Source organism: Brevundimonas viscosa (genome assembly GCF_900116065.1).
GTDB lineage: Bacteria > Pseudomonadota > Alphaproteobacteria > Caulobacterales > Caulobacteraceae > Brevundimonas > Brevundimonas viscosa.
In genome coordinates this window covers 238,129-262,476 of record NZ_FOZV01000001.1, presented here as the reverse complement: position 1 = coordinate 262,476, position 24,348 = coordinate 238,129, and the positions used below count along the sequence as shown (strand labels likewise).

24 protein-coding genes and 1 tRNA gene are annotated in these 24,348 nt (G+C 70.7%); 15 read left to right on the top strand and 10 right to left on the bottom strand.

The features are described from left to right. Positions 1–53: 53 nt before the first annotated feature. Together BM333_RS01245 and BM333_RS01240 are read right to left on the bottom strand one after the other, a co-directional pair. A complete protein-coding gene (locus tag BM333_RS01245) occupies positions 54–821 on the bottom strand; it encodes an ABC transporter permease (protein ID WP_092306472.1) in 768 nt (255 codons plus the stop codon). Then, positions 821–1,759, bottom strand: a complete 939-nt coding sequence (locus BM333_RS01240) for an ABC transporter ATP-binding protein (RefSeq protein WP_092306470.1) — start codon at positions 1,757–1,759, stop codon at positions 821–823. Before BM333_RS01240 ends, BM333_RS01245 begins: the two co-directional genes overlap by 1 nt. Positions 1,760–1,868: 109 nt before the next feature. On the opposite strand from BM333_RS01240, the gene BM333_RS01235 reads away from it, so the two are divergent. Next, positions 1,869–2,741 carry a DUF1206 domain-containing protein gene (locus tag BM333_RS01235; protein WP_245777099.1) on the top strand — a complete coding sequence of 291 codons (873 nt, stop codon included), beginning with the start codon at positions 1,869–1,871 and terminating at the stop codon, positions 2,739–2,741. Positions 2,742–2,796: 55 nt separating this feature from the next. Here BM333_RS01235 and BM333_RS15845 read toward each other — a convergent pair whose 3' ends face one another. Further along, entirely contained in the window at positions 2,797–3,339 is a 543-nt protein-coding gene (locus tag BM333_RS15845; RefSeq protein ID WP_092306466.1) for a hypothetical protein, read from the bottom strand. Between the two features lie 321 nt (positions 3,340–3,660). Between BM333_RS15845 and BM333_RS01225 the strand changes: the two genes are divergently transcribed. From BM333_RS01225 to BM333_RS01195, 7 genes are all read left to right on the top strand, one after another. Continuing rightward, positions 3,661–5,460 carry a long-chain-acyl-CoA synthetase gene (locus BM333_RS01225; protein ID WP_092306464.1) on the top strand — a complete coding sequence of 600 codons (1,800 nt, stop codon included), beginning with the start codon at positions 3,661–3,663 and terminating at the stop codon, positions 5,458–5,460. A gap of 79 nt (positions 5,461–5,539) precedes the next feature. Next, positions 5,540–6,409, top strand: coding sequence for a flagellar motor stator protein MotA (gene motA / locus BM333_RS01220; protein ID WP_092306462.1), 870 nt, complete (start codon positions 5,540–5,542; stop codon positions 6,407–6,409). 135 nt (positions 6,410–6,544) lie between these two features. Beyond that, a complete protein-coding gene (locus tag BM333_RS01215) occupies positions 6,545–6,850 on the top strand; it encodes a hypothetical protein (RefSeq protein ID WP_092306460.1) in 306 nt (101 codons plus the stop codon). Positions 6,851–7,020: 170 nt separating this feature from the next. After that, positions 7,021–7,290, top strand: coding sequence for a hypothetical protein (locus BM333_RS15840; protein WP_092306458.1), 270 nt, complete (start codon positions 7,021–7,023; stop codon positions 7,288–7,290). A 163-nt stretch (positions 7,291–7,453) separates the two neighbouring features. Continuing rightward, on the top strand, positions 7,454–7,864 hold the full coding sequence (locus BM333_RS16050) for a hypothetical protein (RefSeq protein WP_092306456.1): 411 nt from the start codon (positions 7,454–7,456) through the stop codon (positions 7,862–7,864). Between the two features lie 47 nt (positions 7,865–7,911). Beyond that, positions 7,912–9,687, top strand: a complete 1,776-nt coding sequence (gene mnmC2, locus BM333_RS01200; RefSeq protein ID WP_092306454.1) for a tRNA (5-methylaminomethyl-2-thiouridine)(34)-methyltransferase MnmC2 — start codon at positions 7,912–7,914, stop codon at positions 9,685–9,687. 56 nt (positions 9,688–9,743) lie between these two features. Beyond that, positions 9,744–10,151, top strand: a complete 408-nt coding sequence (locus tag BM333_RS01195) for a DUF6491 family protein (RefSeq protein ID WP_092306452.1) — start codon at positions 9,744–9,746, stop codon at positions 10,149–10,151. A gap of 3 nt (positions 10,152–10,154) precedes the next feature. On the opposite strand, the gene scpA is transcribed toward BM333_RS01195, so the two are convergent. Together scpA and BM333_RS01185 are read right to left on the bottom strand one after the other, a co-directional pair. After that, positions 10,155–12,296 (bottom strand): methylmalonyl-CoA mutase, encoded by a 2,142-nt coding sequence (scpA, locus tag BM333_RS01190; protein WP_092306450.1) that lies wholly within the window; start codon positions 12,294–12,296, stop codon positions 10,155–10,157. Further along, positions 12,293–13,687, bottom strand: coding sequence for a methylmalonyl-CoA mutase family protein (locus BM333_RS01185; protein WP_092306448.1), 1,395 nt, complete (start codon positions 13,685–13,687; stop codon positions 12,293–12,295). The genes scpA and BM333_RS01185 overlap by 4 nt, the downstream gene beginning before the upstream one ends. 118 nt (positions 13,688–13,805) lie before the next feature. Between BM333_RS01185 and BM333_RS01180 the strand changes: the two genes are divergently transcribed. Both BM333_RS01180 and BM333_RS01175 read left to right on the top strand, forming a co-directional pair. Next, positions 13,806–14,507 (top strand): glutathione S-transferase N-terminal domain-containing protein, encoded by a 702-nt coding sequence (locus BM333_RS01180; RefSeq protein WP_092306446.1) that lies wholly within the window; start codon positions 13,806–13,808, stop codon positions 14,505–14,507. Positions 14,508–14,565: 58 nt separating this feature from the next. Then, positions 14,566–14,760, top strand: coding sequence for a hypothetical protein (locus BM333_RS01175; protein WP_092306444.1), 195 nt, complete (start codon positions 14,566–14,568; stop codon positions 14,758–14,760). A 61-nt stretch (positions 14,761–14,821) separates the two neighbouring features. Here BM333_RS01175 and BM333_RS01170 read toward each other — a convergent pair. Both BM333_RS01170 and cpdR read right to left on the bottom strand, forming a co-directional pair. Continuing rightward, positions 14,822–14,896, bottom strand: a tRNA-Val gene (locus BM333_RS01170). Positions 14,897–15,107: 211 nt separating this feature from the next. After that, the gene (gene cpdR, locus BM333_RS01165; protein WP_092306442.1) at positions 15,108–15,464 is read right to left on the bottom strand and encodes a cell cycle two-component system response regulator CpdR; all 357 of its coding nucleotides are present in this window, start codon (positions 15,462–15,464) and stop codon (positions 15,108–15,110) included. A 141-nt stretch (positions 15,465–15,605) separates the two neighbouring features. Between cpdR and BM333_RS01160 the strand changes: the two genes are divergently transcribed. Then, on the top strand, positions 15,606–16,475 hold the full coding sequence (locus BM333_RS01160; protein ID WP_092306440.1) for an N-formylglutamate amidohydrolase: 870 nt from the start codon (positions 15,606–15,608) through the stop codon (positions 16,473–16,475). Between the two features lie 257 nt (positions 16,476–16,732). Here the strand turns inward: BM333_RS01160 and BM333_RS01155 are convergent, their stop codons facing one another. Further along, entirely contained in the window at positions 16,733–17,416 is a 684-nt protein-coding gene (locus tag BM333_RS01155; protein WP_092306438.1) for a DUF599 domain-containing protein, read from the bottom strand. Between the two features lie 147 nt (positions 17,417–17,563). Here BM333_RS01155 and ppa point away from each other — a divergent pair, with 147 nt between their 5' ends. From ppa to BM333_RS01140, 3 genes are all read left to right on the top strand, one after another. Next, on the top strand, positions 17,564–18,127 hold the full coding sequence (ppa, locus tag BM333_RS01150; protein WP_092306436.1) for an inorganic diphosphatase: 564 nt from the start codon (positions 17,564–17,566) through the stop codon (positions 18,125–18,127). Positions 18,128–18,448: 321 nt separating this feature from the next. Then, complete coding sequence (locus BM333_RS01145) at positions 18,449–18,871, top strand: DUF2141 domain-containing protein (protein ID WP_092306434.1); 423 nt, start codon at positions 18,449–18,451, stop codon at positions 18,869–18,871. An 11-nt stretch (positions 18,872–18,882) separates the two neighbouring features. Continuing rightward, positions 18,883–20,349: a carotenoid oxygenase family protein gene (locus BM333_RS01140; RefSeq protein ID WP_092306432.1), complete on the top strand. Its 1,467-nt coding sequence runs from the start codon at positions 18,883–18,885 to the stop codon at positions 20,347–20,349. On the opposite strand, the gene BM333_RS01135 is transcribed toward BM333_RS01140, so the two are convergent. Both BM333_RS01135 and BM333_RS01130 read right to left on the bottom strand, forming a co-directional pair. Next, positions 20,346–21,122 carry a LytTR family DNA-binding domain-containing protein gene (locus tag BM333_RS01135; RefSeq protein WP_092306430.1) on the bottom strand — a complete coding sequence of 259 codons (777 nt, stop codon included), beginning with the start codon at positions 21,120–21,122 and terminating at the stop codon, positions 20,346–20,348. The genes BM333_RS01140 and BM333_RS01135 overlap by 4 nt on opposite strands. Further along, a complete protein-coding gene (locus BM333_RS01130; protein ID WP_092306428.1) occupies positions 21,119–21,856 on the bottom strand; it encodes a TetR/AcrR family transcriptional regulator in 738 nt (245 codons plus the stop codon). Before BM333_RS01130 ends, BM333_RS01135 begins: the two co-directional genes overlap by 4 nt. 175 nt (positions 21,857–22,031) lie before the next feature. On the opposite strand from BM333_RS01130, the gene BM333_RS01125 reads away from it, so the two are divergent. Continuing rightward, positions 22,032–24,263: a TonB-dependent receptor gene (locus tag BM333_RS01125; RefSeq protein WP_092306426.1), complete on the top strand. Its 2,232-nt coding sequence runs from the start codon at positions 22,032–22,034 to the stop codon at positions 24,261–24,263. Positions 24,264–24,348: the final 85 nt, after the last annotated feature.

The window sequence follows — 24,348 nt, the reverse complement described above, 5'->3', positions numbered from 1 at the left end:
GAACGCAAACAGGCGGCCAGGGTGGCGACCGATCTGGCCGCTTTCGTGACGCCTCAGTTCTTCAGCCGGTAGCCCGTGCGGAAGATCCAGCCGACCACCGCCAGGCACAGCAGGAAGAAGCCGAGCGTCGCCGAGGCGCTGACCGCCAGGCTGACGTCCGAGCTTTCGTAGAAGGCCCAGCGGAAGCCGGAGATCAGATAGACCACCGGGTTGAACAGGGTCACGGTCCGCCACGGCTCGGGCAGCATGTCGATCGAATAGAAGGCGCCGCCGAGGAAGGTCAGCGGCGTCACCACCAGCATCGGCATGAACTGCAGCTGCTCGAAATTCTGCGCCCAGATGCCGATGATGAAGCCGAACAGGCTGAAGGTGGTCGAGATCAGGATCAGGAAGCCCAGCATCCAGACCGGGTGCAGGATCTGCAGCGGCACGAAGAAGGACGCCGTGGCCAGGATGATCAGGCCCAGCACCGCCGACTTGGTCGCCGCGGCCCCGACATAGGCGATGACGATCTCCAGCGGCGACACCGGCGCCGACAGAAGCTCGTAGATGGTGCCCGTGAACTTCGGGAAGTAGATCCCGAACGAGGCGTTGAAGATCGACTGGGTGAACAGGCTGAGCATGATCAGCCCGGGCACGATGAAGGCCCCGTACGCGACGCCGTCGATCTCGGTCATGCGGCTGCCGATGGCCGAGCCGAAGACCACGAAATACAGCGCCGTGGTGATCACCGGGGTGACCACTGACTGCCACAGGGTGCGCAACGCCCGCGCCATCTCGAAACGATAGATCGCCCAGACGCCGTAGCCGTTGAAGCTCATCACGCCGCCTCCGCCTGCGAGCCGTGGACCAGGCCCACGAATATGTCCTCCAGCGAGCTCTGCCGCGTGGACAGGTCCTTGAAGCCGATGCCGAGGTCGCTCAGCCGGCGCAGCAGCGAGGGCACGCCGGTCCTGTCGGCGTTGGAATCGAACACGTAGTCCAGCGCCTCTCCGCCGTCCCTGAGCTCCAGCGACCATTCACCCAGTTCCGGCGGCAAGGCCGCAAGCGGCTCCTGCAGGTGCAGGGTCAGGGTCTTCTTGCCCAGCTTCTTCATCAGCTCGGCCTTGTCCTCGACGAGGATCAACTCCCCCTTCAGGATCACCCCCACCCGGTCGGCCATCTCCTCGGCCTCCTCGATGTAATGGGTGGTCAGGATGATGGTGACGCCGCGCTCGCGCAGCCGCCGGACCATGGCCCACATGTCCTTGCGCAGCTCGACGTCGACGCCGGCGGTCGGCTCGTCGAGGAACAGGATGTCCGGCTCGTGGCTCAGCGCCTTGGCGATCAGCACCCGGCGCTTCATGCCGCCCGACAGCGTCATGATCTTCGCGTCCTTCTTGTCCCACAGGCTGAGGTCGCGCAGCACCTGCTCGACATAGGCGGCGTTCGGCGGCCGACCGAACAGGCCGCGGCTGAAGTTGACCGTGGCCCACACCGTCTCGAAGGCGTCGGTGGTCAGCTCCTGCGGCACCAGGCCGATCTTCATCCGCGCGCGGCGGTAGTCGGCCTGGATGTCGTGGCCGTCCGCGACCACCCGCCCGCTGGTGGGCGTGACGATGCCGCAGACGATGGAGATCAGCGTCGTCTTGCCGGCGCCGTTCGGTCCCAGCAGGGCGAAGATCTCGCCCTTCCGGATCGTCAGATCGACGGGTTTGAGGGCCTGCAGGCCCGATTTGTAGGTCTTGGTCAGACCTTCGATGGTGATGACCGGCTGCATCGACGCCCTCCGAGGTCCACGCCAGATATGCGTCGTCCTGCCGCACCTCAAGGGCCCGACCCGGCTAGCGGAGCCATATCCTCCCTGGCGTGTTTCGTTGGCCGTGCCCGTGAGTCTCGCCCGTCTCATCCCCCGACTCCCCGGACAAGCGGGCCGCACCCGCCGTCGTGCGGCCCGCGAAGCGCTCGAGTGGGTGGCCCGCATCGGCTACGGTGCGCGGGGGTTCGTCTACCTGTCCGCCGGAATCCTGACCCTGCTCGCGGTTCTGGACCGGATGGATGGCGCGGCCGGCGCCCGTGAGGCCCTGGCGTGGCTCTCGCAGCAGCCGTTCGGCAGGGCCTGGCTGCTCCTCGCCGGCTGCGGCCTGCTGGCCTTCGTCCTGTGGCGCGGCCTGCAGTCGATCTTCGACGCCGACCACGAAGGCAAGGACTGGCACGGAGTGAACACGCGACTGAGCCAGGCCTTCAGCGGGCTCGGCTACGCCTTCCTCGCCTTCAGCGCCTTTCGCCTGCTTCTGCATCCGCCGGCGGATCCGATGGCCGAACAGGCGATGAGCGGGCGCGAACGGGCCGAACAGCTACTTTCCCTCCCGCTCGGCAACTGGCTGCTGGTCGGCGTCGGCCTGTGCATCGCCGGGGTCGGCGTCGCCAACGTAGTCAAGGCCTGGCGGGACGATTTCACCGAATACCTCGCCTGCTCGGCCAAGCTGTGCCGGCGGGTCGCGCCCCTCGCACGCGCCGGCTACATGGCGCGGGGCTTGGCATGGCTGCCGCTGGCCGCGCTCGTGGTCCTTGCGGGCCTGCATGCCCGACCGGCCGACGTGACCAGCTTCGGCGCCGCGCTGGACGCCGTCGAACGCCAGCCGGCCGGGGCGTGGTTCCTCGTTCCCGCGGCGCTCGGCTTCATGGCCTTCGGAGCCTTCTCGTTCGTGGAGGCGCGCTTCCGCCGCATTCGCCCTCCGCCCGAGGTGCTGCCCTCCTGAACAAGAGGAGCCCCGGCGTCTCCACCGGGGCTCCGGAATCGTCAGTCGTCGAAATCTAGTCCAGCGGGGCGACGACGATGCGCGGCGGGGGCGCTTCGCTCGCGGCCGGGGCGGTATTCAGCGTCACCGTGGTTTCGCTGGCCTCGACAGCGGCCTCCGCCGGGACGGCCACGGGCTCCGCCGCCCGCTCGACCGGGGTCGGGGCCGGAGCGGCGCGTCGAACCGGCGCGGCGCGACGCACGGGCGTCGCTGCAGGCGCGACGTTGCGCGGCAGGGGCGCTGCCTCGACCGGGGCGGGGGCCGGCGCCGACTCGGCGGCGGTCAGGGCGGCCGGGGCTGCAGCGGGCATCACCGGGGCGGTCGCGGCGGGCTCGGCCAGGGCCGGCGTCTCGCGCCCGCCGTCCATCAGCATCATGGCGGCGGCTCCGCCCAGGACCAGCACGCCGACCGGCGCCAGGATCATCCAGCTGCGGACCCCGCTCTTGCGCGCCTTCCGGCTGCGTCCGCGGGCATAGACAGGGACATAGGCCTCCTCTGCGCGCGGCGCGGTCGCCTCTGTATAGGTGCGGGCGGTTTCGTCAGTATAGGTCAGGGACATTCTGCTTTCCTCCAGATATTCGGAGCAGCAGAACCGGTTGGAGCGATCACGGTTCCGCGAAGATCTGCAAAGCCCTCAAGAAACACTTTGCTGACACAGATGAGGCTCAAATCGTGCAGCTTCAGGCGTTTGGCTGTTCTTTTTCCGGCGATCTGCGGGGGACTCAAGGGCCAAAGATTACGTTGCGTCACCGCCGCATCGGCGCCACGCCTCTCGGCAAAGCGCCTCCGAAACGTCCCCGGATTCGCCGGGCGGTTGACCGGCGGGACACGCTTGTTCATCACCGGAGACGGCGGCGTTCAGACACGGAGTGACGTGGACATGGGTCTGGTGGCGAACATCCGGCGCGACCTGCGCTTCGTGAGGGGACTGCGCCGCCTGCTGAACCGCATCAAGCCGATCGATCTCGACAGTCCCGTTCTCGTCTGTGACGACTGGGAAGAGGCGGTCGACCGGTTTCCGGACCACGTCGCCATCGAGGACGACCGGCGGGCGACCAGCTATCGCGAACTTGACGCCATGGCCAACCGGTTTGGCCACTGGGCCCAGGGCCGACGCCTCAAACGGGGCGACACAGTCGCCCTGGTGATGCTGAACCGCGCCGAATACATCGCCGCCTGGATGGGACTGGCGAAGGTCGGGGTCGGCGCGGCCCTGATCAACACCAACCTGACCGGTCACGCCCTCGCCCATTGCCTGGCGATCTCCAACGCCTCCCAGGTGATCACCGACGAGGACTGCTGGCGCAAGGTCGAGGAGGCCCGATCGCTGGTCGGGCGAAACCTGATGCTCTGGGTGCTCGGTCTGGCCGACGCCGATGAGGCGGACGAGCGCCGCAGTCTCGACAAGCCGGTGCGCAGCGGCTCCTCGGTGCGGCCCGCCCGCTCGGTGCGCGCCGGGCTGACCAACCGCGACACGGCGCTGTACATCTACACTTCGGGCACCACCGGCCTGCCCAAGGCGGCCAAGGTTACCCACGCCCGGGCGCGGACCTACATGCGCGCCTTCGCCGGCGCGACCGCCGCGACCGAGAAGGACGTCACCTACAACGTCCTGCCGCTCTACCATTCCACCGGCGGGCTCGTCGGCATCGGCCCGGCCCTGCTCAACGGCGGACGGCTGATCCTGCGCAAGCGCTTCTCGGCGACCAACTTCTGGCCCGATGTGAAGACGACTGGCGCCACCCTGTTCGTCTACATCGGCGAGTTGTGCCGCTATCTGGTCAACTGTCCGGAGCACGCCGACGAGCGCGCCCACAAGCTGCGGCTGGCCTTCGGCAACGGCCTGCGACCCGACGTCTGGACCGATTTCCGGAAGCGCTTCGCCATTCCCGACATCCTCGAGTTCTACGGCTCGACCGAGGGCAACGTCTCGCTGTTCAACTTCGACGGCAAGCCGGGCGCCATCGGCCGCGCCCCAAGCTTCCTGAAGAAGCAGATCAACTTCCGGCTGGTCCGTTTCGACCTCGACACAGAGATGCCGGCACGCGGCCCGGACGGCCTGTGTCAGCCCGTGCGGCCGGGCGAGGTCGGGGAGGCGATCGGCCGGATCGGCGACGACACCCGCCACGCCTTCTCCGGCTATGCCGACAAGGCCGCGTCGGAGAAGAAGATCCTGCGCGACGTCTTCGTCCGCGGCGACCGCTGGTTCCGCACCGGCGACCTGATGCGCCAGGATTCCGAGGGCTACGTCTATTTCATCGACCGCATAGGCGACACCTTCCGCTGGAAGGGCGAGAACGTGTCCACCGCCGAGGTCGAGCAGCGCCTGGCCGACGCGCCGGGCGTGAAGGAGGTCATCGCCTACGGCGTGCCGGTGCCCGGACAGGACGGCAAGGCCGGCATGGTCGCCCTGGTCGTCGACGGCAGGTTCGGCGCGCGCGCCTTCGCCGACTGGGTCGACCAGGAGCTCCCCGCCTACGCCCGCCCGGTGTTCGTGCGGCTGATCAAGGCGGCCGAGACGACCGGGACCTTCAAGTACCGCAAGGTCGATCTCGTCGCCCAGGGCTTCGATCCGGAGCAGGTCGACGGGCCGCTGTACGTGCGCGGCGGCAAGAGCGGCTACACCAGGCTGAGCGAAGCCGCCCGGGCCGCCATACTGAGCGGCGACACGCGTCTCTGACGAGCGGCGTTCGCAACCGCCCCTTAATCATTAACGGCGATGGTCGGCGTCTCTCGCGCGCGCAGGATTCCGGCCTTTCATGTTCCAGATTATCGGCATCGTGCTGCTGTTCTCGATGGTCTTCGGCAGCTACATCCTCGCGGGCGGCAAGATGGAGGTTATCCTCCACTCCCTGCCCTACGAACTGATGGCCATTCTCGGCGCCGGGGTGGCGGCCTTCCTCATCGGCAACAGCGTCGCCACCATCAAGTCCACTCTCAGCGGTTTCGGCAAGGTCTTCGCCGGCAACAAGTGGAAGAAGGGCGACTACAAAGATCTGCTGTCGCTGCTGTTCCAGCTCACCAAGACGATGAAGTCCAAGGGCGTCATTGCGCTGGAGAGCCACATCGAGAAGCCGGCCGAGTCGCCGATCTTCCAGAAGTACCCGAAGATCCTGAAGGACCACTTCGCCACCGACTTCATCTGCGACACCCTGCGCATGATGACCATGAACCTCGAGGATCCGCACCAGATCGAGGACGCCATGGAGAAGCAGCTGGAGAAGCACCACCACGAGGGCCTCGCCGGCGCGCACGCGCTTCAGACCATGGCCGACGGCCTGCCCGCGCTCGGCATCGTCGCGGCGGTGCTGGGGGTCATCAAGACCATGGGCTCGATCACCGAGCCGCCGGAGATCCTCGGCGGCATGATCGGCGGCGCTCTCGTCGGCACCTTTCTCGGGGTGTTCCTCGCCTACGGCCTCGTCGGGCCGATGGCCGTGCGCCTGAAGGACATCGTCGATGGCGACCACGCCTTCTACAAGATCATCCAGTCGGTGCTGGTCGCCCACCTGCACGGCAACGCCGCGCAGATCTCGGTCGAGATCGGCCGCGGCGATGTGCCGACGACGGCCCAGCCCTCGTTCGCGGAGCTGGAAGAAGCCCTCTCCGGCGCCCCGACCGAGGCCTGAACTCACGGACCGCTCACGCGGCTTCAAACATGATCACGCGCGCGGGAACACCGCTGTCCGCCGCCGGTTGACCTTCCGACGGATCGAAGAAGCGGGCGGAGAGGTTCGCCCGCGCGATCGTCTGAGGACCCCTGGATGCGACTGATCACCCTCACCCTCGCCGCCGCCGGCGCTCTGGCGCTCGCCGCCTGCTCGGGCGGCGAAGACACCGCCGCCACCGACGCCGCCGACGCCGGCGCAGACACGGGAGCCATGGCTCCCGCCGACGGCGCAATGGCGCCGACGGACGGTTCGGCGCCCGCGGACGGCGCGACGCCGACGACGAGCCCCGACGGAACCATGACCTCGCCCGACGGGACGACCACGACTCCTGGCACGACGCCGCCGCCGACCCTGCCGCCCGAGGGCGACACGCCGACGACGACGCCGCCGCCGCAATAAGGCGAGCCGCCAAGATCGGACGGAAGGGGCCGCTCCGACGGCCCCTTCCTCTGGCTGCGTTACAGAGTTCACGAACCCGTGAGAATTCGCTTGCGCGGGCGGTCACGTTCCCGTTATCTCGGGCCTGCGGGGATTCATGACCTCGCGTGACCCTTCTGAAGGACAACCCAATGCGCATCACCGCTCTGATCGCCGCCTCGGCCGCCGCTCTGGCCCTGGCCGCCTGCCAGCCGGCCACCGAAGAAGCCCCGGCCGCCGACGCCGCCGCCGCCGACGCCGCTGCTGAAACCGCCACCGACGCCGCCGCGACCGCCGACGCCGCCGCCGCCGACGCCGCCGCCGCCGCTGGCGACGCCGCTGCCGCCCCGGCCGCCGACGCTTCGATGGCTCCGGCCGCCGACGCCGCTGCTCCGGCCGCGACCCCGGAAGCCGCTCACTAAGAGCGACATTCGGTTTGGCCTTCGGGCCAGCATCGAAATGAAAGGGTCGCCCTCGCGGGCGGCCCTTTTTTCTTGTCCGCGAGCGACCGGCCGCCGCTCGGCGGAACATTGGGCGAGCAGGGGTATTCCTGACAGGCGAACCAAAGCTTTGCAGAGGATCACCATGCGCATTTCCGTCCTGATCGCCGCCTCGGCCGCCGCTCTCGCCGTGGCCGCCTGCCAGAACAACGCCGAAGACGCCGGGACCATGACCGATGAGGAGGCCGCCGCGGCCGCCGACGCCGGGACCGACGCCGCGGCTACCGGCGCCGAAGGTTCGATGGCCGCCACGGCCGCCGGGAGCTCGGGCGGCTACGCCAGCGGCTCGGCGGGCTCCGGCGGATCGTCCACCACGGGCTCCAGCGGGTCCGGAGGCGAATCGATGAGCGGCGCCCCGGGCGGCGCCGTGACCGGCGGCGCGTCGGTTCCGAGCGCCAGGGCCGGCCAGACCCCGGCGGATGGTGCGCCGATGGAGCCGGCCAACATGACCGACACCGAGCGGCGGCTGAATCCGCAGCAAAATCCGGGACAGTAACCGCCGTCGGCGTTTCCCGCGGCCCGGCCAGGGCCTAAGGGAGGGCGATGACGGACGACCGCTCGCCCCGCCTGGTCTGGACCGATGACGGCGCGCCCCGCTCCGACCGGTTCGGGGACGTCTACTTCTCGCGAGAGGACGGCCTGGCCGAAAGCCGGGCCGTCTTCCTCGCCGGCTGCGGCTTGCCTGACGCGTGGGCGGGCCGGGACCGGTACACCGTCGCGGAACTCGGCTTCGGGACCGGCCTGAACATCGCCGCCCTGCTCGACCTGTGGCGTCGCCAGCGCCCGGCGGGGGCGCGGCTTCACGTCTTTTCGGTCGAAGGCTTTCCCCTCACACGTGAAGAGGCGGCGCATGCCCTCTCGGCCTGGCCCGAACTCGCCGACGTCGCTCGGGCCCTGCTGGACGTGTGGCCGCTCCCGACCCCGGGCTTCCACCGCCTCGACCTGCCGCAGTTCGGCTGCACCCTCGATCTCGCCGTCGGCGAGGTGGAATGGGCCCTGTCGCAATGGGCGGGACGAGCCGACGCCTGGTTCCTCGACGGCTTCGCGCCCTCGACCAACCTGGCCATGTGGTCCGACTCCGTGCTGGACCGGATCGCCGACCTGTCCGCTCCCGACGCGCGCGTCGCCACCTTCACCGTCGCCGGCGCCGTACGCCGCGGCCTGGCGGCGCGCGGCTTCAGCGTCGACAAACGCCCCGGTCATGGCCGCAAGCGGGAGCGGCTGGAGGCGCGCCGGACCGGCGCCGCCGCCGCCGCGCGCCGGCCCACGGCCGCCATCGTCGGCGCGGGCGTGGCCGGCGCCGCCTTGGTCCGGGCCTTCCGGGCGCTCGGCGCCGATCCGGTCGTGATCGAGGCGGAAGGACCCGGGGCCGGAGCCAGCGGCTTTCCCGCCTCCCTGGTGACGCCGCGCCTCGATGTCGGCGACGGCGCCATCGCCGCCCTCTTCGCCCAGGCGCTGCGACGGGCCGCGGATCTTTATCGCGCGATCCCGGGCGCCGTGATCGCCGAAGGCGTGCTGCAGCTCGAACAAGCGCTCCGGGACGCCACGCGCCACGCCCGCGTGGCCGCCCAGCCGATCTGGGCCCCGGGCGCCATGGCGGTGCTCGACGCCGCGGCCTGCGTCGACCGCCTCGGCGAGCCGGTGCAAGGCGGCGGACTGCTGATGCGCGAGGCCCTCGCCGTGCGCGGCGGCGCGATCCTCGAGGCCTGGCTGGAAGGGGCGAATGTGCTCCCCTTCGCGGCGGCCGCTGTCGAGACCGCCGAAGCCGGTTGGCGGATGCGTGACGGGACCGGGCGGGTGCTGATCGAGGCCGATGTGGTCGTCCTCGCCGCCGGCTGGGGGTTGGCAGGGCTCGCCCCCCAGTTGCCGCTGACGCCTGTGGCCGGCCAGGCCGATTGGGTCGAAGGCGTCGCGACGCCTCCCGTCGCCTGGGGAGGCTACGCTGTTCCAACCGGCGCCGGACTCCTCTTCGGGGCCACCCATGCAAGAGGCCAGACCGTGACTCAGCCGACAGCCGCGGCGACCGAAGCCAATCTTGAGACGCTCGCGGCGCGCCTGCCCGGGCTGGCCGCGCGGGTGCAGGCGGCCGCCTCCCGTCAGTCCCGGGCCGCCGTGCGGGCGACCACCCCCGACCGTTTGCCGCTCGCGGGGGAGATCGAGCCTGGCCTGTTCGTCCTCGGCGGACTGGGTTCCCGTGGCTTCTGCGCCGCGCCCCTGCTGGCCGAACACGTCGCGGCCCTCGCGGCGGGGGCGCCGTCCCCTCTGCCCCGGGAGCTCGCCCGACGCGTCGACCCTCTTCGCTTCAAAGGGGACTTGTGAAACCGCCAGTTCAGGAGGACGGTTGGGCTCCTGGGGCATCGATCCGGAGGTGACCAATGCGCTCTGTACTTTTCGGCGGCCTCGGCCTTCTCACCGCCCTCGGCGCCTGCGCCCCCACGGCTGAACGCGCCGATGGCGAGGTCCCGCCCCGCGCACGCCAGTGCTTCAGCATCCAGCAGGTCGACAATTTCCGACAGGGCCGGCCGGACCAGGTGTTCATCCGCGTGCGTCGCAATGACGTCTACGAGTTGACCGCCGCCGGCTGCATGGACCTCGACTTCGCCAACCGCCTCGCCCTTCTGCCGGACGGCGCCGGGCTGGCCGGAAGCCGGTTGTGCACCGACGACTGGGCCCGCATCGTGGTGCCTGGCTCGACTTCGCCCAACTCCGTTTGCCGCGTCCGGATCAGCCGCAAGCTGACCGAGGCGGAGATCGCGGACCTGCCGGCGGCGCACCGCCCCTGACCGTCAGCCCTTCTGGGCGTAGCCCAGCCGCCGGTTGAGCCGCTCGACCAGGTCGATGGCCGTGTCGGCGATCACCGAGCCGGGCGGGTACACCGCCGCGACCCCCGCATCCAGCAGGGGCTGCACGTCGGCCGGGGGGATGACCCCGCCGACGACCACGGTGATGTCCTCCCGACCCAGCTTCTTCAGCTCGGCGATCAGCTCCGGCGCGAGCGTCAGGTGGCCGGCCGCCAGCGACGAGGCGCCGACCGCGTGGACGTTCTTCTCCACCGCCTCGCGCGCCGCCTCGGACGGGGTCTGGAACAGCGAGCCGGCGGTGACGTCGAAGCCGAGGTCGCCGTAGGCGGTGGCGACCACCTTCTGGCCGCGGTCGTGGCCGTCCTGGCCCAGCTTGGCGATGAGGATCCGCGGCGGGCCGCCGTCGTTGTCGACGAAGGCGGCGACCATGTCGCGCGCGCGGCTGACCTTCGGATCGGCCCCGGCCTCCTTCGCATAGACGCCGGAGACGGTCTGCACCGTCGCCACGTGCCGGCCGAAGGCGGCCTCCAGCGCGTCCGAAATCTCGCCGACGGTGACCCTGGCGCGCGCCGCCTCGACGGACAACTGCAGCAGGTTGGCCTTGCCGCGCGCGCCGTTGGTCAGGGCCTCCAGAGCCGCGTTCGTCGCCGTTTCGTCGCGCTCGGCGCGCAGCCGCTTGAGCTTGTCGATCTGGGCGGCCAGCACGGCGGCGTTGTCGACCTTGAGCACCGGAATGTCGTCGACGTGATCGGCGAGGTATTTGTTCACGCCCACCACGGTCTGCTGGCCGGTATCGATCCGCGCCTGGGTCCGGGCCGCCGATTCCTCGATGCGCAGCTTGGGCACGCCGGCCTCGATGGCCCTGGCCATGCCGCCCAAGGCCTCGACCTCGGCCATGTGGGCGCGGGCCTTCTCGGCCAGTTCATGGGTCAGGCGTTCGACGTAGAAGCTGCCGCCCCACGGGTCGATGACCCGGGTCAGCCCTGTCTCCATCTGCAGCAGCAGCTGGGTGTTGCGGGCGATCCGGGCCGAGAAGTCGGTCGGCAGGGCCAGGGCCTCATCGAGGCTGTTGGTGTGCAGGCTCTGGGTCTGCCCGCCCGCCGCGGCCATGGCCTCGACCATGGTGCGCGAGACGTTGTTGAACACGTCCTGGGCCGCCAGCGACCAGCCCGAGGTCTGGCAGTGCGCCCGCAGGCTGAGCGAGCGCGGGTCCTTCGCCCCGAACTTCGCCACCGCCTCGGCCCACAGCAGGCGGCCGGCGCGCAGCTTGGCCACCTCCATGAAGTAGTTCATGCCGATGGCCCAGAAGAAGCTCAGGCGCGGCGCGAAGCGGTCGATGTCGAGGCCGGAGTCGACGCCGGCCTTCAGATACTCGACGCCGTCGGCGAGGGTGTAGGCCAGCTCCAGGTCGGCCGAAGCTCCGGCCTCCTGCATGTGGTAGCCGCTGATCGAGATCGAGTTGAACTTCGGCGCGTGCTCGGCGGTCCAGGCGAAGATGTCCGACACGATCCGCATGCTGGGGGCCGGCGGATAGATGTAGGTGTTGCGGACCATGAACTCCTTGAGGATGTCGTTCTGGATGGTCCCGGTCAGGGCGCTGTGCGGCACGCCCTGCTCCTCGGCCGCCACGACATAGAGGGCCAGCACCGGCAGCACGGCGCCGTTCATGGTCATCGACACCGACATCTGGTCCAGCGGTATGCCGTCGAACAGGGTGCGCATGTCGTAGATGCTGTCGATGGCCACCCCGGCCATGCCGACGTCGCCCTTCACCCGCGGGTGGTCGGAGTCGTAGCCGCGATGGGTGGCCAGGTCGAAGGCGATCGACAGCCCCTTCTGCCCGGCGGCGAGGTTGCGCCGGTAGAAGGCGTTGGACTCCTCCGCCGTCGAGAAGCCGGCGTACTGCCGGATCGTCCACGGGTTGGAGGCGTACATGGTCGGGTAGGGGCCGCGCACATAGGGCGCGATCCCGGGCAGGCCGTGGACGAAGTCCAGTCCCTCGGTCGCCCCCGGCCCGTAGGCGGGCGCGATCGGCAGCCCCTCCGGCGTGAGCCAAGGTTGGCGCGCCGGTCCGGCGCCGGTCGGCGACAGTTCGAGCGGGATCTTCGAGAAGTCGGGGAAGCTCATCGGGCCGCTCCTTCGGCTTCGAACGGGGCGGCGAGGCGGATCGGCGTCAGCGGCGCGCAGGCGTCGCCGCCCTCCGTCGCGCGAGCGTGTCCCATCGGTTCGACCGGGGCCGGACGGGGATCGGGATCGACGAACTTCGTCACCCCCACGAGGTGTTCGTTCCCCCCGCCGAGGGCGTGCTCCAGCGCCTGGCGGGCCCGCGCCACGCGCGGCTGGACCAGCCCGCCGCGCAGCGCCTCGACCAGTCCGCCCTCGGCCTCGATGATCCGGAACGCCTCCCAGCCCGCTTCGGCCAGTTCCCTCGTGCGCTGGTCGAGGAACCACGACCCCGCCGCCGGGTCGTCGACCCGGCCGAGGTGGGACTCCTCCATCAGCACCAGCTGGGTGTTGCGCGCCTGCCGCCGGGCGAAGGCCCCGGGCCGCCCGGCGGCCCGGGTGAAGCCGTCCAACACCACCGCGTCCGCCCCGCCCACGGCCCCGGCGAAGCCCGCCGCCGTCAGCCGCAGCAGGTTCGGCCACGGATCGCGCGCCGCCAGCATCCGCCGCGACGACCGCGTCTCGATGATCGCCGGCGCCTCGGTTCCGAAGGCTTTGCCGATCGAGCGCCACATCAGCCGCAGCGCCCGGAGCTTGGCGAGGCCGTCGAAATAGGTCTGGTCGACGGAGACGCCGAGCACCATCCCCCTCAGCGCCTGCTCCGCCGACATCCCGGCCGCCGTCGCCGCCTTCACCAGCGCCACGGCGTTCGCCGCCGCGAAGGCCAGCTCTTGGGCTATCGAGCCGCCGGCCTCGTGCGCGACGCGCCCCGAGGCGAGGAAGAAGGTCGCCTCCGGATAGGCCGCGGCATGCCGCGCCGCCGTATGCGCCGCCTCGGCGAGATGATCCTCCATGGCCCGGGGGGCTGCGCCCGTCTCCGCGAAGGCCGACAGCGGATCCAGGTGGAACATCAGCTTCGCCCGCGGCGCGCCCTTGGCCGTCGCCGCCAGCGCCTCCGCCGCCGCCGGGCCCTCCAGGCCCGCGTCCAGGCCCACCGCCGCCAGCTCCAGCGCCACCCCGTCCAGCGCCCGCGCCAGCCCGGCCGCGTCACGCGCCACGCCGCCGCCGAGCAGGACCGACGCCGCGCCGCCGGCGAGATCGGCCAACACGGCGGCGTTCGCCTCGCCGGCGTCGTCGGCCTCCACCAGGGTCCGAAGGTCCCACGCCCGACCGTATGCGTCCGAGCCGCGCGCGGCGAACAGCGGCTCCACACCGGTCGCCGCCGCGTACAGCGGCCTCACCGCCAGGCCGTCGGGATCGAGGTGCACCAGGCTCTCAAGCGGCCGGTCCTTCAGCGCCTTCTCGGCGAGCGCGCGCCACTCGGCGGGCGAGGGGGTCGGAAAGGTCAGCGACATGGCTGCTCCCATGCCTCCTTGCGGCGGCGGGGTCCAGAGGTGGGCGCATTCCGCCACATCCTGCGTTGCAGTTCAGGGGCGGGCCCCCACATCAGGGCTTAGTCTGAAGGAGCTTCCGATGGCCGACCTGTCCGCCTTCCCGATCACCCGCCGCTGGCCCGCGCGGAACCCGGAGGTCCTGCAGCTCTATTCGCTGAACACGCCCAACGGAGTGAAGGTCTCGATCATGCTGGAGGAGATCGGCCTGCCGTACGAGGCCCACCTCGTCGACATCATGAAGGACGAGAGCTGGACGCCCGAGTTCCTGTCGCTGAACCCCAACGGCAAGATCCCCGCCATCCTCGACCCCGACGGCCCGGGCGGGACGCCGCTGGCCCTGTTCGAATCCGGCGCCATCCTCGTCTACCTCGCCGAAAAGACCGACAAGCTCCTGCCGCCCGATCCCGCCGCCCGCTACCAGACCCTGCAGTGGGTCATGTTCCAGATGGCCGCCATCGGGCCAATGTTCGGCCAGGTCGGCTTTTTCCACCGCTTCGCCGGTCGCGACTATGAGGACAAGCGCCCGCTGCAGCGCTACGTGAGCGAGTCGAAACGCTTGCTCGGGGTGCTCGAAGACCGTCTCGCCGGCCGCGACTGGATCATGGGCGACTACACCATCGCCGACATCGCCACCCTGGGCTGGGTGCGCAATCTGATCGGCTTCTACGAAGCCCGCGACCTGGTGGCGTTCGACTCGCTGAAGCGCGTGCCCGCCTGGCTCGAGCGCGGACTGGCGCGGCCCGCGGTGCAGCGCGGCCTTGAGATTCCCTCGCGCGGCTGACCCGCCGGCGGGAACCCGCGCCCCGCCGTCAAGGTTCTCCCGGCGAAGGAGAAGATCGATGGGCATGACCGATCAGGTGATACGCGAGGTTCGCGGCGCCGGCGAGGACGCGAGCGACGCCCGGCTGCGCCGCATTCGCGAACTGCTGGCCGAAGCGCGCCATCGCGACAGCGACGAGGTGCTGGACGACATCGCGCGGGTGTTGGGCGAGCGGGTCCGCCCGGCCGGAATCTACCAGAAGCCGCTCGGCTAGAACGCGCGCCCGCGATCCCCGGATCAGCTCGGCCGGGGGCGGCAGGTTTGATTGAAAAGAATGGTGGACGCGACAGGGATTGAACCTGTGACCCCTACGATGTCAACGTAGTGCTCTCCCGCTGAGCTACGCGTCCGCCGTGACGGCCCTCGGGGGTGCCCGGGGGCGGGAAGGCGCGGTCTATAACCCGGCCTCGACGCCGACCGCAAGAGCCAAACGGCTGGTCGGCAACGCCTCCGCGCCGACGCCCCCAAGCCGCCGGCGGACCGGCCGGACCCGGTCCGCGCGGCCCGGAGCCCCGCCCAGGCGGCGAGTCTCCACGAGCCGGGCGTCGGCGCCCCTTGCAGTTAGGCCGCCACCATCCGTTCGACCTCGCCGACCAGGTCGCGCAGGTGCACCGGCTTGGAGAGAACCTTGGCCTGGGGGCTGGCCTGGGCGGCCGACAGGGCCACGGCGGCGAAGCCGGTGATGAACATGATGCGGATGCCCGGCTGGCGGGCGGCGGCGATGCGCGCCACCTCGATGCCGTCGGCCCCGGGCATGACGATGTCGGTCAGCAGCAGGTCCCACGGGCCCTGGTCCAGGGCATCGATGGCGTCGTCGCCGTTCTCGCAGTCGACCACCGAGTGCCCGGCGCGCTCGAGAGCGCGGGTCAGGAAGCCGCGAAGCGAGTGATCGTCTTCGGCCAGAAGGATGCGCGCCATTGGATTGTTCGTCCGCCCCGATCTTCAGAACCGCGAGGCTAGGCCCGGAGCGGTAAACCCGCGATGAAAAACACCGGTCCGGCGAACCGGGGCGTTCGCGCCGGCTGTGGATGAAGCGGCGAAACAGGCTATGCGTGACGGATGCATGCGGGCGAGGACGAGGCTGCGGGGGACGCCGGCGCGGACGGGGCGGCGGAAGCGGTCGAGGTGCTGCGTCCCGACGCGCCGGGCCGCTTCGTGTTCGCCTCGCCCCATTCGGGCGTCGTCTATCCGCCGGACCTCGGCGCCGATCCGGATCTGCCCGAGGCCAGCCTGCGCAGCGCCGAGGACGCCCTCGTCGACCAACTGATCGCACCCGGCCTCGCCCGCGGCGCGGTATTGGTGCTGGGACGGATCGCCCGCACCTGGGTCGACCTCAACCGCGCGCCGGGAGATCTCGATCCCGCCCTGGTGGAGGGGGTCGACGCTCCCGCCTCGCCGCGCGCCATGGCGGGCTACGGGGTGGTGCCCCGGCTGACCGGCGACGGGCGGCCGCTCTACCGTCGCAGACTGACCCGCGCCGAGGTCGAGGCCCGGCTGGCCCGGGTCCACGCCCCCTACCACGCCGCCCTCGCCGCCGAGATGGCCGCGGCCCGCGAACGGTGCGGCGAGGCGGTGCTGGTCGACTGGCACTCCATGCCGGCCCGCGCGGCGGCCGGGCGCGGCGGCGCGCGGGGGCCCGACGTGGTGCTGGGCGATCGGCACGGCGGCGCCTGCGGGGCTGAGCTGACCCGTCGGCTGCGCGCCGAGTTCGAGGCGCTCGGCTGGCGCGTGGCCCTGAACCGGCCCTACGCCGGCGGCTGGACGACCCAGCGCTGGGGCCGGCCCGACGAGGGCTTTCACGCCATCCAGGTCGAGCTGAACCGCGCCCTCTACTGGGACGAGGCGGCGCGACGCCCCGGCCCGGGCTGGAGCCGCGCCGGCAGGGGCGTGGCGCGGGTCATCGCCCGGCTGCTGGCGACGACCGCCTGAGCCAAAAAAAAGCCGCGCCCGGAGGCGCGGCATGGAAAGTCTATAGGGAGGAAACGCCCAGGAAGGGCATAACGCCTCGCGGCGTCGTCAGGAAAGCTAGTGTGCAGCGCACAAATCGTCAAGCCGCCATTTCGCACCCGCGTTCACACGATGTAACGGCACGCTTCAGCCGTCGACGGGCCTCGTAACCGCTTACAGCGGCAAAATCGACCGCGCGGCCTGCGCGACTGCGAACAGACGTGGCCGTATCTGCAGGTTCACGGCTCCAGCAGCCGACGTGCGCTGCGGATGGCCCGCGCCGCCGGCGACGCCGCCTGTCGCCAGACCAGCAGGCAGAAGACCGCGACCACGCCAAGCGCCAGCCACACCGGTCCGAACAGCCAGGCCGCCGCCGCGAGGGCGAAATAATAGCCGCGCACCCCCTGGCTGAAGGCGCTGAGCGCCGGGTTCAGCAGCGCCCCGGCCGCCTCGCCCAAGCCGCGCCGGTCGGCCTCGGTGTGCAGCTCCGGCGCCGCCCCGATCAGGGCCAGCGCGTAGTTCATCTGGCGGATCGACCAGATGAAGTCGAGCAGGCCGCGGGCGAGGCAGAGAAGCACCAGGGCCAGCTTGGCCTCGAGCAGCCGGCTCGAGACCTCGCCCGGCCCCACCTCGGCGACCCCGCGCAGGGCCTGCTCGCCGCCGAACAGGATGCCCGCCACGGCCGCGATGAGCAGCAGATTGGTGGAGGCGAAAAAGCCGCCGGAGTTGATGGTATGGCCCATCAACTGGCTGTCGACGATGCGCACCTCGCGGTGGACCATGGCGTCCATCCACGCCCGGCGCACCACCATCATGTCGTCGTTCAACGTACCGCTGCGCATCGCCAGCAGCCGCAGCAGCGGGCCGTAGCCCAGCCAGCACAGCAGAAACAGGGCGAGGGCGGCGTAGTCGAAGGCGGTCATCTGCGCTCCACGGAGGGACGGGCGATGCTGACGCGCAACCGGCCGGCGCTCAAGCGACTTTCCCCGGTGGGCGCGCCTTGCTTCCGCCGGCCCGCCCGCCTATCACCCGCGCCTCCCGTTCGCAGTTGCACAACAGACGAGCCCGACATGAACCTCGACGCCATCCCCGTCGGTCCGAACCCGCCCTGGGACGTCAATGTGGTCATCGAGATCCCGCAGGGCGGCCTGCCGGTGAAGTACGAGATGGACAAGGCTTCGGGCGCCCTGTTCGTTGACCGCTTCCTGCATACGGCCATGTACTATCCCGGCAACTACGGCTTCGTGCCGCACACTCTGTCGGACGACGGCGATCCCTGCGACGTGATCGTGCTCAATCCGACGCCGGTGGTGCCGGGCTGCATCATCCGCTCGCGTCCGATCGGGGTGCTGAAGATGGAGGACGAGGCCGGCGGCGACGAGAAGATCCTCGCCGTGCCGGTCGACAAGCTGAACCCCTACTACACCGACATCGCCAGCTACCGGCAGCTGCCGGCCATCCTGGTCGAACAGATCGAGCACTTCTTCACCCGCTACAAGGACCTGGAGAAGGGCAAGTCGGTCACGGTCAAGGGCTGGGGCGACGCCGGCGAGGCCGCCGAGCTGATCGCCGCCGGCGTGCGCGCCCATCAGGCGAAACAGGCCGCCGAGAGCAAGGCCGCCAACGCCGCCTGAGGCTTGCGCCGCCTCTCCGGCGGACCGGGTTCACCCGGCGACCGCCGCGCCTTGGCCACAACAGGACCACAGGCCGTCGGTCCCCCGATCCCCCGCCGCAGAAGGAGGGGGGCGCCGCGGGGCACGGCGGAGCGGGCCGGGCTGCGCACGAAGCGCCGGGAGGTCCGGCGGGCTCGTCCATTCGCGAAGCGCGAACGGACGGTCGTCGCCATTCGCGAAGGCGCGGCGTCTGTTCCTGAAGACGAAGTGGCGGGCCGGCGCCGGCGCCGGCAGCGTCGGGTCGTTCGGGGCCCGCGGTCGGGCCTCGCTGGAGGACCCGAGATGTTCCGATTCGCCTGCGCCGCCGCCGCGGCCCTGCTGCTGTCCGCCCCGTCCGCGCTCGCGCAGGACCGGGGGCATGCCGTGTCCCTGACCTTCGAGACCGGCGCCACGACCGGGCGAGTGATGGTCGCCCTGTACGATTCCGCGGCCGCGTACCGGGGCGGGCCGGCCGTGGCCCGCGCCGCCATCGACGCTTCCGGTCCGGCGGTGGCGGTGTTCCGCGACCTCCCGAGCGGAGACTATGCGGTGAAGGCCTTCCACGACGTCGACGGCGACGGCGAGATGGACACCAACCCGTTCGGCATTCCGGTCGAGCCCTACGCCTTCTCCAACAACGCGCGCGGGGACATGGGGCCGGCCAGCTGGGAGCGGGCGCGGTTCACGGTTTCGGGCGACGTCGCCCAGACCATCCGCATCCGCTGAGGGAGGGGCCGATGGACGCCTCCCGCCGCGCCTTTCTCACCGGCGCCGCCGCCCTGTCAGCGGCGGTGCTGAGCCCCGAGACCGTCCGCGCCAGGGCCGCCATGCAGGCCGCCGCCGACTGGTCGCTGGCCACGATCGATGTCGAGGCCGACCTCGCCCCTCGCCCGATGCAGCTGGTGCACGGCCGGGCGCCCGAGGGGCTGGAGGGGACCCTGTTCCGCAACGGCCCGGGCAAGTTCCGCCGGCCCGGGGGGAGCGTCAGCCACTGGTTCGACGGCGACGGGCTGATGCGGGCCTTCCGGGTGCGGAGCGGGCAGGCGACGCTGGAGGCCCGCTTCGCCGACACGCCGAAGCGACGGCTGGAGAGCGCCCTGGACGCCGTGGTCACGCCGGGCTTCGGCACCGTCGGCGACGGGCGCGCGCGGGTCGGCGCTCCGGACGACGTCAACGCGGCCAACACCGCGGTGATGGCCGCCGGGGATGAGATCTGGGCGCTCTGGGAGGGCGGCTCGCCGCTGGCCATGGACGCCGGCGACCTGGCGACGCGCGGCTTCGTCACCCTGCGCGACGATCTGAAGGGCATGCCCTTCCAGGCCCATCCGCGGTTCGACCCGGACGGGACCATCTGGAACATCGGCCTGTGGGGCGACCGCATGGTGGTGTGGCGGCTGAATCCCGACCGCAGCCTGCACACGGCGCAGATCATCGAGCTGCCGCGCGCCAGCTACATGCACGACTTCACCGCGACCGCGCGGAGCCTGGTCATCGTGCTCCAGCCGTGGGTGTTCGAGCGCCGCGGCATGCCTTACGCGGCGCAGTTCGCGTGGAAGCCGGAGCTGGGGACGCAGGTGCTGGTCATCGACAAGGCCGACCTGACCCGCACGCGCACCTTCGAGCTGCCGACCTTCAGCTTCTTCCATCTCGGCGACGCCTGGGAAGAGGCGGACGGCACGATCCGCTTCGACGTCGCCGCCGCCTCCGACGTCGCCTTCGCCGTCGAGGGCGCGCGGGTGCTGGTCGAAGGGCGGGGCGCCGTCCCCGGCGATCCGGCGCGGCTCGCCATGGTCACGCTCCAGCCCGACGGGCGGGCGGAGATGGTCTCCTCGGGGGTCGACGCCGAATTCCCGAAGGGCGACCCGCGCCGGGCGGGGATACGCCGGCGCTACACTTCGCACGTCGCCGGCGAGGGGCGGGGACGGCCGCTGCCCACCGGACTGGCGGTGCACGACTGGGAGAGCGGCCGCTCCGACCGGTTCGACTTCGGCGAACGGATGATCACCGAGGAGGCGGTCTGGGTTCCGAAGCCGGGAGGAACCGGAGAGGCCGAGGCCTGGCTGGTGGCGCCGTCGATCAACCTCGCGCAAGGCGTGACCGAGCTGCACGTCTTCGAGACTGGCCGGGTGGCCGCGGGGCCGGTCTGCAGCTGGCGAGCGGACATCGCCCTGCCGGCCGGCTTCCACGGGGCCTGGGTCGGCTAGTACCAGCCGGCGGCGCGCAGGGCTCGGGCGTAGCGGCGACTGACCGGCGCCTCGATCCCGCCGTCGAGCAGCAGGGTGGCGCGGCCGTCGCCGCGGCGCACGTCGCGGACCGCGTCGCGGGCCACCCACCAGCTGCGGTGGGTACGCGCCCCTTCCTGCCCCTCCAGCTCGGCGACGGCGTCAGACAGTCGCATCAGGATCAGGTCCGAACCCCGGTCGGTGTGCAGACGCAGGTAATGATCCTCGGCCTGCACCGCGCGCAGGGTCGCGCCGCGCAGCTTCGGCGGAAGCCGGTCGAGGAAGCGGGGCGGGATGGCATCGGGGGCGGCGTGGGTCTGCACGGGCGTCCGCGACAGGAAGACGTTGAGCGCCGACAGGACGGCGGTGACCAGGGCTACCGGGCCGAGGAAGTAGGGCAGTCGCTCCCACGCCAGCGCCTGTCCGTCGTCGAAGAAGCGCGTCGTCACCGCCCAGACGATCACCGACAGAGGACCCGAGATCACGACGGTGAGCAGCAGCACCGACAGCCAGGGCCGACGGTCGAAGTCGACGAAGCGCTCCACGGCGCGTGAGCAGACGTGCCCCCACGCCGAGCCGATCAGCATCACCGTGGTCCAGTAGGTCAGGCGGAAGGCGAGAGAGACCTCGTCCATGCCGAAGGCCCCGGTCAGGGCCAGCACGATGCCCCCGGCGAGGGCCATGAACACGCCCCGCGCCAATGCCCGGTCGAGCGTCAGCCGGATCGGCTCCCTGCGAAACCCGGTATCGCTCATGCCGGCGGGGCCTCCCCGGCCGCGGGACCGCACACGGCCCGGAAGCCGGCCGCGGCGAAGCGCACCATGTAGTCGCAGGCGCTCTCCAGATCGCCCGAGCGGCACAGTCCGCCCGACAGCCGGTCGAGACGGCCGGTTTCGCCCAGGGTCAGGGTCAGGGCTCCCGACAGGTTGTGGTAGGCCCAGTAGAGATCGGCCTCGCGCGCCTGCGGCATGATCTGCTTGATCAACTCGATCAGGCGGCGGATGGCCGGGTCGAAATAGCGGGCCATGGTCTCGCCGCCGAAGGCGGGATTGGCGTTGGTCTGGGCCACCAGGGCGGCGTAGTGCTTCCATCCCGGCCCGCCCTTCAGCGACCACTGGAACGGCGGGCGCAGGAAGGCCTCGAACAGACCTTCCAGGGTCATGCCGTGGGGGCCGGCGTCGCGGGCGTAGCGGTTGATGGCCTCGACCCGCTCGTTGTTCCAGACCTCGGCGCGGCGGAGGAAGACCGCGTCGAACAGGTCCCGTTTGGCCCCGAAATAGTAGTGGACCAGGGCCGTATCGACGCCCGCCTCGCGCGCCACCTCGCGGATGGTGACGCCGTAGAAGCCGTGCTTCGAGAACAGGTCCTCGGCCGCGTCGAGGATGGACTCCCGGGTGTCGGCCGCCCCGGCGCCCCGGGCTTTCGGTGGACGGCCGCGGCGGGCCGGTCGGGCGTCGGCGGCGGGGGCGGGGGCGTCGAGGCGGGTCATGCGGCGACGCTAGGCCGGTCCGCCCCGCCTGTGCAACGGCGCCACAGATCGGCCGCGCGGCGCGCCGGGACCAAGCTCCGCCGTTTGACAGCCGCCGGAAAACGATTACCGTCCGAGAAAATCATTGAACGCTGAATAAAAGCGTCTCACCGGAAACATCAGGATTGGGGCCGACATGAATCGACTCGTGAAAACCGCCTTGCTCGCCGGGGCTGCCTGGGGCGCGCTCTCGGGCGTCGCCATGGCGCAGGACGCCGCCTCTCCCGGACAGGCGACCGACCCGCAGGCCAGCGAGCTGGGCGAGATCATCGTCACCGCCCGCCGCCGCGAGGAGGCGCTGCAGGACGTCCCGGTGGCCGTCACCGCCATCTCCGGCGAAACGCTGGAAGCCCGCGGCACGGTCGACATCACCGAACTCGCCCGCTCGACGCCGAGCCTGACCCTCAACTCGGCCCGCGGCTCGAACTCGACCCTGATCTCCTTCATCCGCGGCGTTGGCCAGCAGGATCCGCTGTGGGGCTTCGATCCGGGGGTGGGCCTGTACATCGACGACGTCTACGTCGCCCGTCCGCAGGCGGCGGTCCTGGACGTGTTCGACGTCGAGCGCATCGAGGTGCTGCGTGGTCCGCAGGGCACGCTCTACGGCCGCAACACCATCGGCGGCGCGATCAAGTACGTGACGCGGCGGATCGGCGACGAGCCGGAGATCGAACTGCAGGGCGCCTATGGCAGCTACGACCAGTTCGACGCCATCGCCAGCATCTCGGGACCGATCAACGACAACTTCGGCATCTCGGCGGCCGTGGCCCGCTATCTGCGCGACGGCTTCGGCGAGAACCTGAACACCGGCACCGAGCACTACAACAAGGACGTCACGGCGGCCCGCCTCAGCTTCGAGTGGACCCCGACCGACAACCTGTTCGTCCGCCTCGCCGGCGACTGGGTCCAGGACAGCTCCAACGCCCGGCACGGGCACCGCGAGTTCGCGCCGATCCTGGACAACGAATACGACACCATGGCCGGCGCCGGCGACAAGAACGACGTCGAGACCCGCGGCGTGTCGCTGACCGGCGAGTGGACCGTCAACGACTGGCTGACCCTGAAGTCGATCACCGCCTACCGTGACGGTTCGACCCGCGGCAACATCGACTTCGACAACCTCGCCGCGCCGATCCTCGACATCCCGGCCCAGTACGACGACGACCAGTTCAGCCAGGAGTTCCAGGCGCTGTTCGAGGGCGACCGCTGGTCCGGCGTCGCCGGCGTCTATTTCCTCGACGCCACCGCCTCGGGCGCCTTCGACACCGTCGTCGGCAACTTCAACCTGACCACGCTCACCGCAGGCAGCGTCGACACGCAAAGCTGGTCGGTCTTCGGCGACTTCACCTACGACGTCACCGACGCCCTGGCCGTCTCGGTCGGCGGCCGCTTCACCCACGATGAGAAGACCGGAACCGTCTTCCGCCAGCAGTACCTCGGAATCCGCAGCCCGTTCTTCGGCAACAACGCCGCCGTCCCGCTGGGCGGCCCCCGGACGGACTACACCGACACCCGCGACTTCGAGGAGTTCACCCCGCGGGTCAGCGTCTCCTACGAGATCAGCCCGGACTTCACGACCTACGCCTCGTGGGGCCGCGGCTTCAAGTCGGGCGGCTTCGACATGCGCGGCGACGCGGTGCTCTATCCGGACACCGTCCTGGGCTACGACCCGGAAACGGTCGAAACCATCGAACTGGGCCTGAAGGGCAACCTGTTCGACCGGCTGAGCTTCGCCACGGCGATCTTCGACTCCTCGTACGAGGACCAGCAGATCACCACCCAGTATCCGGCCGGCGCCACCGTCGCCTCCGTGGTCGACAACGTCGGTTCGTCGTCGATCCGGGGCTGGGAGTTCGAAGGTTCGCTGCGCGTCAGCCAGAACCTCGTCGTCAACGGCATGCTCAGCTACATCGATGCCCAGTTCGACGAGTTCCTGGCCTACATCCCGACCGGACCGCTGAACACGACCTGCCCGACGCAGCCGGGCTGCTTCGTCGACGTCTCGGACCTGCGCGACTTCCAGAACACGCCGGAATGGACCGGCGCGGTCAGCGCCACCTGGACCCACTGGTTCGCCGACGGCAGCGAGATCGCCTTCACCCCGTCGGCCGCCTACCGCGGCGACTACCAGCAGTTCGAAACCCCGGCCCCGCTGCTCGATCAGGAAGCCTTCTGGCTCTACGACGCCAGCGTGGTCTGGACCTCGGCCAGCGACCGCTGGACCGTCGGGCTGCACGGCAAGAACCTGTCGGACGAGCGCTACAAGACCGGCGGCTACAACTTCCCCGGCGTCGCTACCGGCGACTCGATCACCGCCTTCTACGGCGCGCCGCGCACCTTCACGGCGCGGGTCGGCGTCAAGTTCTGATCTCCTGAAGCCTGATCGCTTCTGATCCGGGCGGCGGTTCTGACGAGCCGCCGCCCTTTTTCTTCTGGCGCGCGCCAGCCGCGCC